The following is a 16,569-nucleotide window of genomic DNA, read 5'->3' on the forward strand; positions in this document are numbered from 1 at the left end:
GCGTCGCGGGGCTCTCGCGAGGCGGACGTGGAGTCGGCCGAGGCGGGCGGGTCGCGGACGGCGGGTGTGGACGCGGCCGGGGCGCAAGGGCGCCGGAAGACGGGTGCGGACGGCGCCGGGCTCCAGGAGCCGGTGGCCGGGGCGCCGGGGGCCGAGAAGCGGACGGTCGGCGGGCGGGCGACCGCGGCGCGGGGCTCTCGCGAGGCGGACGTGGAGTCGGCCGAGGCGGGCGGGTCGCGGACGGCGGGTGTGGACGCGGCCGGGGCGCAAGGGCGCCGGAAGGCGGGTGCGGCCGGCGTCGGACCTCGGGAGCCGGTGGCCGAGGCATCCGGGGCGCCCGGGGGCGAGAAGCCGACGGTCGGCGAGCGGGGGGCCCGGGCACCGGGTATGGGGGCGACCGCGGCGCGGGGCTCTCAGGACCAGGACGTGGTGTCGGCGGGGTCGGGCGAGTCCCGGAAGCCGGGTGTCAGGGCGGCCGAGACAGAGGAGCTCAGTATGTCGGGTGCCAGAGCCGCCGAGGCGGGGAAGGTCCGTGAGTCCGGTGCCACGACCGCCGAGGCGGGCGAGGTCCGTGAGTCCGGTGCCACGGTTGCCGAGGATCCCCCCGCTGGGACGTCGGACGGCGTCGACGGCGAGTCGGGCAACGTGTCGGATCCCGGGGCGCAGGCCGAGGTCGTCGTACGGGACGCGATCAGTGCGCCCGACGTCGACGGGCGGCCCCGGCGGGCGACCCGGCGGTTCCCGCTGTTCACCAGGGACACCGCGCGGCCCGAGGGCGGTGGCCGGGCCGCGCCGCGGGACGCTCCCGCGCCCGCCCGGCAGTGGCCGGTGCTCGCCGTGTTGGCCACGGTGGGGCTCGGGCTGCTGCTGACCGCCCTCGACCAGTTCCGCTACGGCACGCTGCTCGTCGGCCTCGCCCTGCTCGCCGGTGCCGTGCTGCGCTGGCTGCTGCCGGACGTCGGCATGCTGGCCGTGCGTTCCCGCTTCACCGACATCGCCACCTACGGCCTGCTCGGCACCGCGATCGTCCTGCTGGCGATGATGGTGCAGCCGAACCCGTGGCTGGTGATCCCCTTCCTCAAGGACACCCTGCACTTCACGGTCAGCAGCAGCTGAGGCAGGCGCGGGACGGCGGTCCGCCCCCACCCCCGACGAGGGACGGACCGCCGTCACGGCTCAGCCTCCCGTGCCGCGAACGGCCCGTTCAACCGCTGTCAGTTCGCTGTGGCACAGCGGTGACCGTTCCGGCACGGTGTGCGCGACCTGCCACAGCCGCCCCCGGACCAGGAACCGATCAGGCCTCTGACGTCGTCAATTGCCTGGAAGCAGGGGAGGACGCCGTGGAGGTGGGCGATGAGTGGCTGGCAGGCGCTGCCCGACGATCTGCCGCCGGAGGTGCGGCACTTCGTGGAGCAGCTCAGACAGCTCAAGGACCGCACGGGACTGAGCCTCGTGGCGCTCGGCGCGCGCACCGCGTACAGCAAGTCCTCCTGGCACCGCTATCTCAACGCCACCCAGCCCCCGCCCCGCCAGGCCGTCGCCGCCCTGTGCCGGATCGCGGGTCTCGACTCCGCCGACGCCGACCGCTTCGGTGTGCGCTGGGAATTGGCGGTCCAGGCCTGGCCCCGACCTGCGGCGGCGCCCGCACCGACTGCCGGGGGCGAGCAGTACGAGGACGACCCGACCCTGCCCTGGTGGGACGAGCGCCCCGAAGAGGGCGGCCGCGGAATGAACCGGTTGTTGCTGTTCGCCGTACTTCTGCTTGTCCTCCTGCTGTTGGCCGGGGTGGCCGGTGCCGTGGCGTCCGGGTGAGCCGGGAACTCCCGTGACGGGCGTTATTACCGGTGTGTTCCTCCTGTGGCGATGTATTGACAACTTCGCGCATTTGACACGGAACCGTTCGACAGCGGAGCTAATGTGTCGAACTTGCCGACGCCCCCGTGCGTCTCCACGCCGGGAGCTGAGATCCTTGGCGGACGCACTCCTGTGGGGGGCACGGGGGAGCGCAGAACAACCAGCACCGACCGGGGGGAAGAGGGGGAGCAATGCCTCGCTGGAGGTCTTTGCCGGATGAACTGGATCCGCAGGTCAGGGAGTTCGCGAGCCAATTGCGGCGGCTCGTGGACCGCAGCGGCCTGAGCATCGCGGCCGTCGCCGACCGCACGGGTTACAGCAAGACGTCCTGGGAGCGGTATCTCAACGGCCGGCTGCTCGCACCGAAGGGCGCGATCGTCGCCCTGGCCGAGGTCACCGGCACCAATCCCGTTCACCTGACCACGATGTGGGAGCTCGCCGAACGGGCCTGGAGCCGTTCGGAGATGCGCCACGACATGACCATGGAGGCCATCCGGATCTCCCAGGCGCGGGCCGCGCTCGGCGAGTTCGGGGCGCCGCCCGCCACCGTCAAGGGCAGCAAAACGGCCCGCAGGAGCAGCAGCGCGACGGCGACGCCGGGGGTGGCGGGGCCCGCGGGAGTCGCCCCTACGGTGCCGCCACAGCCGACGTCGTCGGAAGCCGACAGCGTGGAGGCACGGCCGGGCTCCTCGGGCGCGAACTCCTGGGGCGTGGCCCCCTATCAGGGGCCGTCGCAGGCCTCTCCGGGACGTACGGCCGCGGCGGCGCCCGTCTCCGCCGGCGGTCCGGGGCGGACGCCGGGGACGCCGGGGACGCCGGGGACGCCCCGGCCGTACGACGAGCCGCAGGACGCGCGGCCCGGGGACGGCTCCTCCGGTGCCGCCGCGGCCGGTGCCGCCGGGTCCGTCGGCTCCGGCGGGGGGAAGCGGCGGCTGACGATGTTCCTCTCCGGGGTCGTCGGGGTGCTGGTCGTGGTCGCCGCCGTGTTCTTCCTGACCGACGGGGGCGGCGACAAGAAGAACGCGGGGGCCGACAAGTCTCCGTCACCGTCCGCCAGCGCGTCCGTCTCGCTGCCCGCCGGGGTGAAGTGCAGTGGCGCGGGGTGCACCGGCAAGGACGCCGAGGCCATGGGGTGCAGCGGGAATCTCGTGACGACCGCCAAGACCGCGACGGTGGGGGCGACCGTGGTCGAGGTGCGTTACAGCGAGACCTGTGGTGCGGCCTGGGGCAGGGTCACCCAGGCCGGGCAGGGGGACAAGGTCGAGGTGACCGCGGGGAAGGCGACCGAGCAGAGCGGGAACATCACCGAGGCCGGGGACACGATCGCCTATACGCCGATGGTGGCCGTGAAGGACGCCGGTGAGGCGAAGGCCTGTGTGACGCTGGCTTCCGGGCAGTCGGGGTGCACCGACTGAGGGGTGCCCGCCCTCTGGATAGGTAAATCTTCAGCGACCATGCATGGGTTGTTGAATCGGGGGCACGCGAACCGTACCCCCACGGGAGTCCGGAAATCGGTACCCCCATACGGCGGCCGCCTTCGTCCCCCCTCTCCCGGACGGGCGGCCGCCTCTTTTGCCGGTCGTCCGGCGGTCGTCCGGCGGTCGTTCGCGGGGTGGTTACGGGCTGGTTGCCGGGTGGTTGTGGGCTGGGCCACACGAGGCCGGACGTCCGACATCCCGGATGCGCGATAGCCTGACCGCTGGATCTCTCTTGACGCCAAGAGATCGATCAAACGTCCGGGGCAGGGACGCCCCACCGCCAGCTGTCATACGGAGAACGCCATGACCCGCACTCCCGTGAACGTCACCGTCACCGGCGCGGCCGGCCAGATCGGTTACGCCCTGCTCTTCCGCATCGCCTCCGGCCAGCTGCTCGGCGCGGACGTTCCGGTCAAGCTTCGCCTCCTGGAGATCACCCCCGCGCTGAAGGCCGCCGAGGGCACCGCCATGGAGCTCGACGACTGCGCCTTCCCGCTCCTTCAGGGCATCGACATCACCGACGACCCGAACGTCGCCTTCGACGGCACCAACGTCGGTCTGCTCGTCGGCGCCCGCCCCCGCACCAAGGGCATGGAGCGCGGTGACCTCCTGGAGGCCAACGGCGGCATCTTCAAGCCGCAGGGCAAGGCCATCAACGACAACGCCGCGGACGACGTCAAGATCCTGGTCGTCGGCAACCCGGCCAACACCAACGCGCTGATCGCCCAGGCCGCCGCCCCGGACGTACCGGCCGAGCGCTTCACCGCGATGACCCGCCTCGACCACAACCGCGCGCTGACCCAGCTCGCGAAGAAGACGGGCACCACGGTCGCCGACATCAAGCGTCTGACCATCTGGGGCAACCACTCCGCCACCCAGTACCCGGACATCTTCCACGCCACGGTGGCCGGCAAGAACGCCGCCGAGACTGTCAACGACGAGAAGTGGCTGGCCGAGGACTTCATCCCGACCGTCGCCAAGCGCGGTGCGGCCATCATCGAGGCCCGTGGCGCCTCGTCGGCCGCCTCCGCCGCCAACGCCGCCATCGACCACGTCCACACCTGGGTCAACGGCACCGCGGACGGCGACTGGACCTCCATGGGCATCCCTTCGGACGGTTCCTACGGCGTCCCGGAGGGCCTGATCTCGTCCTTCCCCGTCACCACCAAGGACGGCGTCTACGAGATCGTTCAGGGCCTGGAGATCAACGAGTTCTCCCGCGCCCGCATCGACGCGTCGGTGAAGGAGCTGGAGGAGGAGCGCGAGGCGGTCCGCGCCCTCGGCCTCATCTGAGTTCTCGCGTCCGAGTCTTCTCGACGGCTCTGTCACGAGCCTGCACGGGCCCTGTTCCGGTTCCTTCCGGAACAGGGCCCGTGGCCGTTTTTCGCCCTACCGTCGACGCAGTACCCGGTGGGGTGATGCGGGGGTTCGAGATGAACGGGTGGAACGGTTACAGCTCCGGTTCCGGAGCGGAACACGAACCGAGCGAGGAGAGAGGCCGGGCGGCCTGGGGCTCGGGGGAGGCGGGGACCGCCCCGCCGTGGGCGTCCGCCCAGACCCAGACCTCCTTCGCGCCTGACTGGGCGACGGCCGGGCCACCGGCTTCCCCCACCCCTCCCTGGCCACCGGCGGCGCCGGCTCCCGCGGGTCCCCCGCACGCGCCCCACCGGGTCCGACGGGTGCTCGCCGCCCTCGTGGTGGCCGTCCTGGTCGGGGTCTCGGTCGGTGTCGGTGTCTGGTGGTTCCTGCGCGACACCTCCCTTGGATCCGGTTCCGGGAGGGGCGCCGGTCCGGCCCCGAGCGTCTCGGCCACACCGTCACCGTCACCGTCGTCGTCCGTCTCCACCGCCTCGGGGTACCGCCGCGTCCAGGATCCCGCCGGCTACACCGTCGCCGTTCCCCGCGGCTGGACCCGCACCGAGAAGCAGGGGGAGTCCGCTCCGGTCGTCGTCTACGACGCCCCCGCCGACGGCCGCCGGCTCCAGGTCTTCCGGCTCGCGGAGGACACCCCGGCCCAGTCCCTCGGTCTGGCCGAGAACGACCCCGGCTACGGTTTCTCGCGCGAGCCCGGCTACCAGGTCCTCGACCGGGCCTCCGGCACCACCTGGGCCGAGCTCGCCTACCGCTACGACGACACGGACCTCGGCGCCCGCCAGGTCGTCGACCACCGTTTCCGGGCCGCCGACGGGCGGCTGTACGCGATCCGCGCCACCGGCCCCGCCGCCCTCGCGCCCGCCCTGGTGCGCGAGCCCCTCACCAGGGCGCTGGCCTCCTTCTGCCCGGCGGACACGGAGTGCGGCGTGCGGGCGGAGTGAGCCCTCGGGTCCGCCGGGACCCGCGGTCAGCCGGTCAGCCGCTTCTCGAACCAGTGGTCGCCGTAGACGTGATCCGCGTACGGCGGGATCTCCCTGTAGCCGCACGCCCGGTACAGGGTCCGCGCCTCCGTGAGCGAGGCGTGCGTGTCGAGCCGCAGGACGGCCAGGCGGCGGGCGGCGGCCTCCGTCTCCAGGGCCGCGAGGATCCGCCGGGCGAGACCGAGGCGGCGGGCGTCCGGGTGCACCCACACATGGCGGATCTCGCCGACGCGCGGCCCTAGCCGGCGCAGCGCGCCGCAGCCCACGGGGCGCCCCTCCTCGTACGCCACGAAGAACGCGCCCGCGTTCCCGGAGACCTCCTCGGGGCGCACCAGGTCGGCCTTGTCGAAGCCCTCCGGGAAGCGGGCGTCGATGTCGGCGGCGTAGGCGTCGAGGCAGGCGCGGGCGTCGGGGGCGGCGCCGTCGACCGGGGCCACGGTGATGCCGGCCAGGCGCAGCAGCCGCTGGGCGGTGCTCATCGCCTCGGTGAGCCGGTCCCGCTGGGGCCCGGTGAGTCCGTCGAGCAGACCGGCCGCGAGGGCGTCGGCCCGGCGGTTCTGCTCCTCGAGCTCGATGCGTCCGGCGCGGGTCAGCTCTACCATGCGCAGCCGACTGTCGCCCGGGTGGACGCTGACCCGGACCAAGCCCTGCGCCTGCAGGGTCTTCGCCATCCGGCTCAGATATCCGGCGTCCAGACCGAGCCGGGTCCTGAGCTCGCGCAGCGAGACGCCCTCGCCGATCTCGAACAACAGCCGCGCCTCGCCGAGCGGGCGGTCCTGGCCGAGGTAGTGGTCGTCCAGGGCGCCGATACGGCGGGTGAAGTAGCGGTTGAACCGGCGGAACTCCGCCACGTGCTCTGTCGACACCGGGTTCATAATCTTTGACTTTAGTCAAATGAATCTGCCGCTGTCCACAGATCGGCATTCCGGTTCGCCGACGCCACCCGCACCTCTATGCTGATGGGCTGTCAACAGCAGCATTGAGCAAGGCCTTTGCGCGCATCGGGGGAGTGGCGTGAGCACTGCATTCGTGCCTCAGCAACCGCAGCCGACATCGGGCGGCGCACCACCTGCGTCGGCACCACCCGGGCCGGCCACACCACCGCACGCCAGTGAGGCGACCCGGCTGCTGTGCGCGGGCACCTACCTGGATTCCGATTACCGGGACCGGGTCATCGAGCAGCTGCACCTGAACGAACAGCGGATCGTGGCGCCCTCGCTCGGCCTCGACGCGGCCCGGGTGCTCGCGCACGCGCTGCGGGCCCGGCGCCAGGAGCTCCTGTGGGCCGGACTGATCCTGGGCCTGTGGGTGATCGGGCTGCCGCTGACCGGTGGGCTGCTGTTCGTGTTCCTCGGCCCCGGCATGATGCTCGCGGCCGCCTCGTGGATCCGGGGCAAGAGCGCGAACCCGCCGCTGTACCGGCGGGTGCCGGCCTTCTTCGTGCGCTGGTGGGGGCGGGTCCTCTTCGCGACGTTCCTGATCCTGGCCCTCGTCGTCGCGTTCGGCGGAGGCGACGACGGCTCCTCGTCCTACGGTGACTCGGGGTCCTTCGGCGACTCGTACGGCTACGGCGACTCGACCGGCCCGTCCGATCTGCTGTTGCCCGACTTCGACGGGGTCAGCGGGCTGATGGGGCCCCTGCAGGCCTGGCTGGTGGTCGTCGTCTTCGCGCTGATCGCCGGGTGCGTGGCCGCGCAGCGCGGACAGTTCGCCCGGGCGATGGGCGCCGAGCTGTCCCCGCAGCGCTTCCCGGACGCGGCAGGCGACCCCGCCGAGCGGGCCGAGGGACAGCGGTTCCAGCGGCTGAAGCAGCGCATCCGGATCGAGCAGCACGCGCCGCTGGTCATGTACCACGAGAAGCGTCCCTTCTGCGGGGCCGGGGCCGCCTACGAGACCTGGGTGCTCGCCGTCGAGCTGCGGCCCGACGAGACGAAGAAGGAACAGCTGCCGCTGAACAACCGCGCGGTCCTGGAGAAGATCCGCCCGCTGCTCGAACAGCTGCGGCTGCCCTCCGAGTTTGCCGGACACACGGTCCGCGACCGGCTGCGCTGGCTGGAGATCGACGAGTGCGTGTTCCTGCCCGCGGAGGGGCTGCGCCGGCGCGAGGAGGCGCCGTACCACCCGCAGGCCTTCGAGGACCACCGGGCGCGTGCGGTCGAGGAGGGCGCCGAGAAGCGGCGGCACTTCCTGCGGATCCGCGTCGGCGGCTGGGAGGAGGAGCTGGTCGTCACGGTCTTCGTGCGGATCCACACCCAGGGCCGGATGCTCATGCTGGAGATCGCCCCGCATGTGCTGCTGCCGGTGCGCGAGGACTTCAAGGACGCCGACCGCACGGCCCACACCTACCGCCACAACAACGTGATCGGCAAGGCCGCCTGGGCGGTGGCCCGGGTGCCGGGCTCCGCGGCCCGCTCCCTCGTCACCCTCGGCCGGGGCGTGGGGTACGCGTGGAAGCTGCTGACCGGCGGCTACGCGGGCGCGCTGCCCGACGGTCCGGCGCTGTCGGTGCGGGAGCTGGGCTCGGTGGACGAGGGGTCCCGCTTCCAGGAGATGGACGTCTACCGCTACCTCAGGAGCGTGCAGGACCGGGTCGCGCACGGAGTGCTGACCGCGCTGGCCGAATCCGGTTACCAGACCGGCGAGTTCGTCCAGAAGATCGTGAACATCAACAACGGCGTGCACGTCGAGGGCGGTGTCCACGGCAGCACCTTCGCGGCGGGCTCGCACGCCACCGCGTTCTCCACCACCGGCGGCGCGGGGACGGCACAGAAGGGAACCAGCGGCAATGACAACGGATGAGCCGGGCGTCAGCATCAGCGGCGGTGTCCACGGCAGCACCTTCGCCATCGGCAGCCACGCGCACGCCGAGAGCCACCACGGTACGGCGCCGCAGCGGGACGAGGCCGCCGAGGCGCTCCTGACCGCCGTACGGGAACTCCGCGAGGACCTCACACGACTGCGGGCCACCGACGAGACGGCGGCGCTGGACAGCGCGCTGGCCGAGACGGAGGAGGAGATCGTCACGACGGGGCAGGCGGGGCCGACCCGCCGGGAACGCCTGCGGGCGCTGCTGGACGACTCGCAGGCGCTGGTCGGTCTGGTCGCTTCGGCGGGGGCGGTGGCCGGGCTGCTGGGGTTGTGAGCGCAGGCGTACGGTGCCGTCTGTGCGGGACGCGGTGAGCCGGCCCGCACGGCAGGGGCGGGAACGGGGGACGCGGTGAGTGGGAAGGGGACGCCATGAGCGGGGGCGTGCGGTACTGGAACGAGGAGACGCAGCGGTGGGAGGACGGGGACGGCAGCGGGGCCGCGACCGGTCCGGTCACTCCGCCGCCACCGGCCCGGCCGGGCGCTGTGCCGACGTGGCCGCCGGGGGTGTCCGGGGCCGCGGACGGAGCATCGGACGGTGCGCCTTCGACTGACGGGACCGCCACGCCCACGGCCGCGCCGGTCGCGCCCGTGTGGCCGCCGGCGGCCGGGTCGGCCGGGGCGGAGGCAGCCCCCGACGAGACCGTGGGCGCGGCTGCGGGGTCCGGCTCCCCGGAACCGTCCGCCGAGGTCGCCCCCGGCCCGCCGCCCCCGCCCTCCCCTCCCGCCGGCTGGCCCGGAACCGGAGGCGGCAGCACCTGGCACGGGCCCGGCGCCGCCGGTGCTCCAGGTGCCCCCGACGGCGGCTGGTCCTCCGTCGAGCAGCTCGGTGGCGGATCCGCGCCGTCGGCCGAGTGGTCGGGGACTTCCTGGTCGACCGCCGCACAGACCGCCCCACTGACCGCCGCTCAGACGGCCGTCACCCCGCCTCCCTCCGGGACGAACCGTCGGCTCCTCTGGTCCGTGCTCGGCGGGGTCGCCGCAGTCGGGGTCGCCGTGACCCTGGTGCTGACGCAGGTCGTCGGCGGCGGGGACGAGGACGACAAGGCCGGTGACGCGAGCCCGACACCCACGGGGGTCGTCTCGCAGCAGAGCGACCCCTACGAGTCGCCGACCCCCTCGCCGACCGAGGACACGGCGTCCCCGCTCGCCTCGCCGCCCGAACTGCCCGCCGGGTACGAGCTGTACGAGGACGAGGAGGGCTTCCGTATCGCACGGCCCGAGGGCTGGTCGCGCACCACCGTGGACTCCCAGTACGGCATCGACGTGGTCAACTACCGCAGCACGGACGGCGAACGCCGACTGCAGGTGTACCAGGTCGCGGAGGAGTCCCCGGAGGCGTCGTTCAAGCTCTACCTCTCCGCCGACACCTCCAAGCCGGACGGCTTCGAGAAGCTGGACCTCCAGCCCGTGGAGGAGGACGGGTTCACCGGCGAACGTCTGGAGTACCGGGCCGACTCCCTCAGCGGCGAGCCGGACATCGGCCCCTGGCACGTCTACGACGAGCGGTTCGTCGCCCAGGACGGCTTCATCTACGCGATCGCCGCGTACGGCCTGGAGAGCGACGGCGGCCAGGACGAACTGGAACTCCTGACCACCGCGCTCTCCGGATTCTGCGCGCCCTACGCCTGCGACGCGGCGTCGATCGACTGAACCGGCGTCCGGCCGCACCCGCCGCCGTTCCTTTCGCCCTGATTTGCCCTCATGTTCAGTGAGCCAGCCCACTTTCGGCCACCGATTGCGCATGCAATCGAGGCGCGGGGGCAGGCGACGACGGTCCCCGTGAGTGACACGCGTGTGACACAGGGGAACGGAACAGGAACGGAAGGCAACACCGATCATGGCCGGACAGCAGGCGCGGCAGGAGCCGCAGACCATCCACGCGGGCGGCGAGTGGCGCGCAGCCGTCTCGGGAGCCACCCGCGAGATCCTCGACCCTGCCGACGCACGGCCGTTCGCCGTGGTCGCCGAGGGGGACGAGAAGGACACCGACCTGGCGGTCGCCGCCGCCCGCCAGGCCTTCGACTCAGGACAGGGCCCCTGGCCGCTCACCCCCGTCGCCGAACGCGCCGCACTGCTGCGCCGCGTCGCCGATCTTCTTGTACGCGACCGCGAAGAGCTCGGCCTCCTGGAGAGCCGTGACGCCGGCAAGACGGTGGAGGAGGGCCGGGTCGACATCGACTGTGTCGCCGACGCCTTCCGCTACTTCGCCGACCTGGTCGCGGGCGAGGCGCCCGGCCGGGTCGTCGACGCCGGCTCGACCGACATCCACAGCGTCGTCGTCCACGAACCGGTCGGCGTGTGCGCGCTGATCACGCCCTGGAACTACCCGCTCCTCCAGGCCAGTTGGAAGATCGCTCCCGCGCTCGCGGCCGGCAACACCTTCGTGGTCAAGCCGAGCGAGATCACCCCGACGACGACGATCGCGCTCATCGAGCTGCTGGTCGAGGCCGGTCTGCCGGAAGGTGTGGCCAACATCGTCACCGGGCCCGGCCACACGGTCGGCGCCCGGCTCGCCGAGCACCCCGACGTCGACCTCGTCTCCTTCACCGGTGGCCTGATCAGCGGCACGAAGGTCGCGCAGGCGGCGGCCGTCTCGGTGAAGAAGGTCGCCCTCGAACTCGGCGGCAAGAACCCCAACGTCGTCTTCGCCGACGCCTGCGCCACCCCCCAGGGCTTCGACACCGCCGTCGACCAGGCCCTCAACGCCGCCTTCATCCACAGCGGTCAGGTCTGCTCCGCCGGTGGCCGCCTCATCGTCGAGGAGTCCGTCCGGGACCGCTTCGTCGCCGAACTCGCCCGCCGCGCCTCGAAGATCCGCCTCGGCCGCGGCACCGAGGACGGTGTCGAGTGCGGGCCGCTGGTCTCCGAGCAGCAGCGCGCCAAGGTCGAGTCGTACGTCGCCTCCGCGCTCGCCGAGGGCGCGGTGCTGCGCTCCGGCGGGCAGCGCCCCGAGCCGTCGGCCGAGCGTCCCGCCGACGGCTACTTCTACGAGCCGACCGTCCTCGACCGCTGCCACCGCGAGATGCGGGTCGTGCGGGAGGAGGTCTTCGGACCGGTCCTCACCGTCGAGACCTTCCGCACCGAGGACGAGGCGATCGCCCTTGCCAACGACACCGAGTACGGCCTCGCCGGCGCCGTCTGGACCACCGACGCCGGACGTGCCCGCAGGGTCGCCGGCCGTCTCCGCCACGGGACCGTCTGGATCAACGACTTCCACCCCTACCTCCCGCAGGCGGAGTGGGGCGGCTTCGGAAAGAGCGGAGTGGGCCGCGAGCTCGGCCCCGCCGGACTCGCCGAGTACCGCGAGAGCAAGCACGTCTACCAGAACCTGGCGCCGAAGCCGGTCCGCTGGTTCGCAGGCTGAGCGCACTCGCCCCCCTCTCCGCTCTCTCAAGACTTCCCTGGAGTACCCCCATGTCCGATCACAAACAGGAGTACGACTACGTCGTCATCGGCGGCGGAACGGCAGGTTCCGTCATAGCCTCCCGCCTCACCGAGAACCCCGACGTCACCGTCGCCGTCATCGAGGGCGGGCCCAGTGATGTCGGCAGGGACGACGTCCTCACCCTGCGCCGCTGGATGGGTCTGCTCGGCGGCGAGCTCGACTACGACTACCCCACCACCGAGCAGCCGCGCGGCAACTCCCACATCCGGCACAGCCGCGCCCGGGTCCTCGGCGGCTGTTCCTCCCACAACACCCTGATCGCCTTCAAGCCGCTGCCGTCCGACTGGGACGAGTGGGAGCAGGCGGGCGCCAAGGGCTGGGGCGCGGTGCCGATGGAGGCGTACTACGCCCGGCTGAAGAACAACATCGTCCCGGTCGACGAGAAGGACCGGAACGCCATCGCCCGCGACTTCGTCGACGCCGCCCAGAAGGCGCTGGACGTGCCCCGCGTCGAGGGCTTCAACAAGAAGCCCTTCGACGTCGGCGTCGGCTTCTTCGACCTGGCCTACCACCCGGAGAACAACAAGCGCTCCTCGGCGTCGGTGGCGTATCTGCACCCGGTGATGGACGAGCGGCCCAACCTCCGCATCTTCCTGGAGACCTGGGCGTACAAGCTGGAACTGGACGGCACGCGGGCGCAAGGCGTGCACATACGGTCCAAGGACGGCGAGGAGACCCTGATCAGGGCCCGCCGCGAAGTCCTTCTGTGCGCCGGTGCCGTCGACTCGCCCCGTCTGCTGCTCCACTCCGGCATCGGCCCCCGCGAGGACCTCGAGGCACTCGGCATCCCGGTCGCGCACGACCTGCCGGGCGTCGGCGAGAACCTCCTCGACCACCCCGAGTCGGTGATCGTCTGGGAGACCGACGGACCGATCCCCGAGAACTCCGCGATGGACTCCGACGCGGGCCTGTTCGTGCGCCGCGACCCCGAACACGCGGGCCCCGACCTGATGTTCCACTTCTACCAGGTCCCCTTCACGGACAATCCCGAACGTCTCGGTTACGAACGCCCGGCGTACGGCGTCTCGATGACCCCGAACATCCCCAAGCCGAAGAGCCGCGGCCGCCTGTACCTGACCAGTGCGGACCCGGCCGTCAAGCCCGCCCTCGACTTCCGGTACTTCACCGACGAGGACGACTACGACGGCCGCACCCTCGTCGACGGGATCAGGATCGCCCGCGAGGTCGCGCGGACCGAACCGCTCGCCGGCTGGCTGAAGCGGGAGGTGTGCCCGGGCCCCGACGTCACCGGTGACGAGGAGCTGAGCGAGTACGCCCGCAAGGTGGCCCACACCGTGTACCACCCGGCGGGCACCTGCCGTATGGGTGCCGCCGACGACGAACTGGCCGTGGTGGACCCCGAGTTGAGGATCCGGGGCCTGGACGGCATCCGCATCGCCGACGCGTCCGTGTTCCCGACCATGACCGCCGTGAACCCGATGATCGGGGTGCTCATGGTCGGCGAGAAAGCCGTAGACCTGCTGGGAGGTGGTGCGTGATGAGTACGACCGCGACCGTGGAGAATCCGCCGACGACGGACCAGGCGGTGTTCTCCGTCGACGGCCTGTGGAAGGTGTTCGGCCCCAAGGCGGACCGCGTCCCCGAGGACGCCGAGCTGTCCGCCCTCGACCCCGCCGACCTGCGCGCGCAGACGGGCTGCACGGCGGCCGTCCGCAACGTGAGCTTCGACGTCCGCAAGGGCGAGGTCTTCGTCGTCATGGGCCTCTCCGGCTCCGGCAAGTCCACGCTGGTGCGCTGTCTGACCCGGCTGATCGAGCCGACGGCCGGCACGATCTGCATCGACGGCGAGGACGTCCGTGCGATGGACAAGGCCCGGCTGCGCGAACTGCGCCGCCACCGCGCCGCGATGGTCTTCCAGCACTTCGGCCTCCTCCCGCACCGCACGGTCCTCGACAACGTGGCGTACGGCCTGGAGATCCAGGGCATGGGGAAGGCCGAGCGCCGGGCGCGGGCCGCCGAGGTCGTCGCCAAGGTCGGCCTGGACGGCATGGAACAGCGCAGGCCCGCCCAGCTGTCCGGCGGCCAGCAGCAACGCGTCGGCCTGGCCCGCGCGTTGGCGGTGGACCCGCAGGTCCTTCTCTTCGACGAGCCGTTCAGTGCGCTCGACCCGCTGATCCGGCGGGACATGCAGGAGGAGGTCGTCCGCCTGCACCGGGAGGAGGGCCGCACGATGGTCTTCATCACCCACGACCTGAGCGAGGCCCTCAAACTCGGCGACCGGATCGCCCTGATGCGGGACGGCAAGGTCGTCCAGCTGGGCACCCCGGAGGAGATCGTCGGCTCCCCGGCCGACGGCTATGTCCGCGAGTTCGTCCGGGACGTGCCGCGCGAACAGGTGATGACGGTCCGCAGGGCCATGAAGCCGGGCGACTGCGCGGGCCCCACCCACCCGGGCGCACTGGCCCCGGACTCCGTCGTCGCCGACGCGATCAAGGTCGTCGCCGGCAGCGGCAGGCCGGCGTGCGTCGTGGACAACGGACGGTGCCTCGGCGTCGTCGACCACGAACGCCTGCTCGGCGTCGTCGCCGGAACGGAATTCGGCAAGGGAGCCGCCGGAACAGAGTCCGGCAAGGGAGCCGCCGGAACGGAGCTCCGCAAGGAGGCCGTCTGATGGCTACCGTCACCGCGTCCACGCCCCGCGCGCTGCCCACCGGACTGCTCAGGCACCGAGCGGTCCACAAGCTCCTGCTCATCGCCCTCGCCGCCGCGGTCCTCGTGCCGCTCGCCAACGCCCGCTGGGCCAGCGGCAGCTGGCCGAGCGCCCTCACCGTCGACCTCACGAGCCCGCTCTCCAGGGCGAGCGACTGGATCATCGACAACCGCGACAGCCACCCGCTGTTCCTCTACTTCTTCGGCTACGTCAGCAACGCGGTCGTGATCTCCGTACGCGCCGTGTATCTCGTCCTGCTCGGCGCGGGCTGGGCCGGCGTCACCGCGCTCGGCGCCCTGGTGGCCTGGCGCGTCGCCGGCATCAGGCTCGCCGTGGGCACGACGGCGGCGTTCCTCGCCTGCGGTCTGCTCGGCATGTGGGTCCCCACCATGCAGACCCTCGCCCTGATGGTCGTCGCCGTACTCGCCTCGGTCGTCGTCGGCGTCCTGCTGGGACTCGCCGCCGGACTTTCCCGCCGCATGGACAAGATCCTGCGCCCGGTCCTGGACACCATGCAGGTCATGCCCGCCTACGCCTACCTCCTCCCGGTGGTCCTGGTCTTCGGCATGGGCGTGCCCGCCGCCGTCCTCGCCACCGTCGTCTACGCCGCCCCGCCCATGGCCCGCCTCACCGCGCTCGGCCTCCAGGGCGCCGACAAGGAGGTCCTGGAGGCGGTCGAGTCGCTCGGCACCACCGCCCGCCAGCGGCTGCTGACCGCCCGTATTCCGCTGGCCCGCAAGGAACTCCTCCTCGGCCTCAACCAGACGATCATGATGGCGCTGTCGATGGCCGTCATCGCGTCCGTGATCGGCGCCGCCGGCCTCGGTGACCGCGTCTACCAGGCGCTGGCCTCGGTCGACGTGGGCGCCGCCCTCGCGGCCGGCATCCCGATCGTGCTTCTCGCCGTCGTCCTCGACCGCGTCACGGGCGCGGCGGGCGACGGCACCGAGGGACAGGGGCGCGCGGGATGGGCGTACGCCCTCGCCGGAACCGTCGTCGTGGCCGTCGCCGGGCGTCTGCTGGGCCGTCTCGACTGGCCGGACGCCTGGACCCTGAACATCGCCGAGCCCGTCAACCGGGCCGTCGACTGGATGACGGACCACCTCTACTCCGGTGTCCCCGTCGTCGGCGGCACCGCCGACTGGGCCGGCCACTTCACCACCTGGGTCCTCGACCCGGTCCGCGACGGGCTCCAGGGGCTGCCCTGGTGGTCCGTGCTGCTCATCGTCGCCACCCTGGCCTGGCTGATCGGCACCTGGCGCACCGCGCTCACCGCGGTCCTCGCCATGGCCGCGATCGGCGTGCTCGGCGTGTGGACACCCGCGTTGGACACGCTGTCGCAGGTCCTCGCGGCCGTCGCCGTCACCCTCGTCCTGGGCTTCGCGACGGCCGTCGCGGCGGCCCGCAGCGACCGCGTCGAACGACTGCTCCGGCCCCTCCTGGACGTCTTCCAGACCATGCCGCAGTTCGTGTACCTGATCCCGGTCGTCGCGCTGTTCGGCGTGGGCCGCGCGCCCGCCGCGGCGGCGGCCGTCGTCTACGCGCTGCCCGCCGTCGTCCGCATCACCACGCAGGGCCTGCGCCAGGTCGACCCGGCCGCGATGGAGTCCTCGCGATCCCTCGGCGCGACCAGCTGGCAGCAGCTGCGGCAGGTCCAACTCCCGCTCGCCCGGCCCGCGTTGCTGCTCGCCGTCAACCAGGGCGTGGTCCTCGTCCTCGCCGTCGTCGTCATCGGCGGCCTGGTCGGTGGCGGCGCGCTCGGCTACGACACCGTCTTCGGCCTGGCCCAGGGCGACCTGGCGACCGGCCTGGTCGCGGGAGCCGCCATCGTCTGCCTCGGCCTGATGCTCGACCGGGTCACCCAGCCGACCGAACGCCGCGCTGGGAAGGGAGCCTGAC

General features: G+C 72.4%; 13 protein-coding genes. 12 read left to right on the forward strand and 1 reads right to left on the reverse strand.

Annotated elements, in window-relative coordinates; all coding sequences use genetic code 11:
* The first annotated feature begins 495 nt into the window (after window positions 1–495).
* The 5 genes from ACIBJB_RS37345 to ACIBJB_RS37365 all read left to right on the forward strand — a co-directional run bounded on the left by ACIBJB_RS37345 (window position 496) and on the right by ACIBJB_RS37365 (window position 5,647).
* Window positions 496–1,116 carry a DUF3017 domain-containing protein gene (locus ACIBJB_RS37345; protein WP_398937824.1) on the forward strand — a complete coding sequence of 207 codons (621 nt, stop codon included), beginning with the start codon at window positions 496–498 and terminating at the stop codon, window positions 1,114–1,116.
* A 237-nt stretch (window positions 1,117–1,353) separates the two neighbouring features.
* Window positions 1,354–1,812 carry a helix-turn-helix domain-containing protein gene (locus ACIBJB_RS37350; RefSeq protein WP_398937582.1) on the forward strand — a complete coding sequence of 153 codons (459 nt, stop codon included), beginning with the start codon at window positions 1,354–1,356 and terminating at the stop codon, window positions 1,810–1,812.
* A gap of 233 nt (window positions 1,813–2,045) precedes the next feature.
* Window positions 2,046–3,269, forward strand: coding sequence for a DUF2690 domain-containing protein (locus ACIBJB_RS37355; RefSeq protein WP_398937584.1), 1,224 nt, complete (start codon window positions 2,046–2,048; stop codon window positions 3,267–3,269).
* Between the two features lie 366 nt (window positions 3,270–3,635).
* The gene (locus tag ACIBJB_RS37360; protein ID WP_398937587.1) at window positions 3,636–4,625 is read left to right on the forward strand and encodes a malate dehydrogenase; all 990 of its coding nucleotides are present in this window, start codon (window positions 3,636–3,638) and stop codon (window positions 4,623–4,625) included.
* Between the two features lie 140 nt (window positions 4,626–4,765).
* Window positions 4,766–5,647 carry a hypothetical protein gene (locus ACIBJB_RS37365; RefSeq protein WP_398937589.1) on the forward strand — a complete coding sequence of 294 codons (882 nt, stop codon included), beginning with the start codon at window positions 4,766–4,768 and terminating at the stop codon, window positions 5,645–5,647.
* Window positions 5,648–5,673: 26 nt separating this feature from the next.
* Here ACIBJB_RS37365 and ACIBJB_RS37370 read toward each other — a convergent pair whose 3' ends face one another.
* Window positions 5,674–6,561, reverse strand: coding sequence for a GNAT family N-acetyltransferase (locus tag ACIBJB_RS37370; RefSeq protein ID WP_398937591.1), 888 nt, complete (start codon window positions 6,559–6,561; stop codon window positions 5,674–5,676).
* 139 nt (window positions 6,562–6,700) lie between these two features.
* On the opposite strand from ACIBJB_RS37370, the gene ACIBJB_RS37375 reads away from it, so the two are divergent.
* The 7 genes from ACIBJB_RS37375 to ACIBJB_RS37405 all read left to right on the forward strand — a co-directional run bounded on the left by ACIBJB_RS37375 (window position 6,701) and on the right by ACIBJB_RS37405 (window position 16,568).
* Window positions 6,701–8,485, forward strand: a complete 1,785-nt coding sequence (locus tag ACIBJB_RS37375; RefSeq protein ID WP_398937593.1) for a hypothetical protein — start codon at window positions 6,701–6,703, stop codon at window positions 8,483–8,485.
* Complete coding sequence (locus ACIBJB_RS37380) at window positions 8,472–8,828, forward strand: hypothetical protein (protein WP_057607802.1); 357 nt, start codon at window positions 8,472–8,474, stop codon at window positions 8,826–8,828. The genes ACIBJB_RS37375 and ACIBJB_RS37380 overlap by 14 nt, the downstream gene beginning before the upstream one ends.
* 95 nt (window positions 8,829–8,923) lie before the next feature.
* Entirely contained in the window at window positions 8,924–10,204 is a 1,281-nt protein-coding gene (locus tag ACIBJB_RS37385; RefSeq protein WP_398937595.1) for a hypothetical protein, read from the forward strand.
* Window positions 10,205–10,391: 187 nt separating this feature from the next.
* Window positions 10,392–11,918 (forward strand): aldehyde dehydrogenase family protein, encoded by a 1,527-nt coding sequence (locus tag ACIBJB_RS37390; protein WP_398937597.1) that lies wholly within the window; start codon window positions 10,392–10,394, stop codon window positions 11,916–11,918.
* Between the two features lie 50 nt (window positions 11,919–11,968).
* A complete protein-coding gene (locus tag ACIBJB_RS37395; protein WP_398937599.1) occupies window positions 11,969–13,498 on the forward strand; it encodes a GMC family oxidoreductase in 1,530 nt (509 codons plus the stop codon).
* On the forward strand, window positions 13,498–14,631 hold the full coding sequence (locus ACIBJB_RS37400) for a glycine betaine/L-proline ABC transporter ATP-binding protein (protein WP_398937601.1): 1,134 nt from the start codon (window positions 13,498–13,500) through the stop codon (window positions 14,629–14,631). Before ACIBJB_RS37395 ends, ACIBJB_RS37400 begins: the two co-directional genes overlap by 1 nt.
* A complete protein-coding gene (locus ACIBJB_RS37405; protein WP_398937603.1) occupies window positions 14,631–16,568 on the forward strand; it encodes an ABC transporter permease in 1,938 nt (645 codons plus the stop codon). The genes ACIBJB_RS37400 and ACIBJB_RS37405 overlap by 1 nt, the downstream gene beginning before the upstream one ends.
* Window position 16,569: the final 1 nt, after the last annotated feature.

The sequence above is a fragment of the Streptomyces sp. NPDC050759 genome (genome assembly GCF_044456945.1).
Classification (GTDB): Bacteria; Actinomycetota; Actinomycetes; order Streptomycetales; family Streptomycetaceae; genus Streptomyces.

Bases quoted from the DNA above. Each gene is read 5' to 3' on its own strand.
- ACIBJB_RS37405 (WP_398937603.1), top strand. From the start codon at position 14,631: ATGGCTACCGTCACCGCGTCCACGCCCCGCGCGCTGCCCACCGGACTG.
- ACIBJB_RS37370 (WP_398937591.1), bottom strand. From the start codon at position 6,561: ATGAACCCGGTGTCGACAGAGCACGTGGCGGAGTTCCGCCGGTTCAAC.
- ACIBJB_RS37400 (WP_398937601.1), top strand. From the start codon at position 13,498: ATGAGTACGACCGCGACCGTGGAGAATCCGCCGACGACGGACCAGGCG.
- ACIBJB_RS37380 (WP_057607802.1), top strand. From the start codon at position 8,472: ATGACAACGGATGAGCCGGGCGTCAGCATCAGCGGCGGTGTCCACGGC.
- ACIBJB_RS37365 (WP_398937589.1), top strand. From the start codon at position 4,766: ATGAACGGGTGGAACGGTTACAGCTCCGGTTCCGGAGCGGAACACGAA.
- ACIBJB_RS37345 (WP_398937824.1), top strand. From the start codon at position 496: ATGTCGGGTGCCAGAGCCGCCGAGGCGGGGAAGGTCCGTGAGTCCGGT.
- ACIBJB_RS37350 (WP_398937582.1), top strand. From the start codon at position 1,354: ATGAGTGGCTGGCAGGCGCTGCCCGACGATCTGCCGCCGGAGGTGCGG.
- ACIBJB_RS37385 (WP_398937595.1), top strand. From the start codon at position 8,924: ATGAGCGGGGGCGTGCGGTACTGGAACGAGGAGACGCAGCGGTGGGAG.
- ACIBJB_RS37390 (WP_398937597.1), top strand. From the start codon at position 10,392: ATGGCCGGACAGCAGGCGCGGCAGGAGCCGCAGACCATCCACGCGGGC.
- ACIBJB_RS37395 (WP_398937599.1), top strand. From the start codon at position 11,969: ATGTCCGATCACAAACAGGAGTACGACTACGTCGTCATCGGCGGCGGA.
- ACIBJB_RS37355 (WP_398937584.1), top strand. From the start codon at position 2,046: ATGCCTCGCTGGAGGTCTTTGCCGGATGAACTGGATCCGCAGGTCAGG.
- ACIBJB_RS37360 (WP_398937587.1), top strand. From the start codon at position 3,636: ATGACCCGCACTCCCGTGAACGTCACCGTCACCGGCGCGGCCGGCCAG.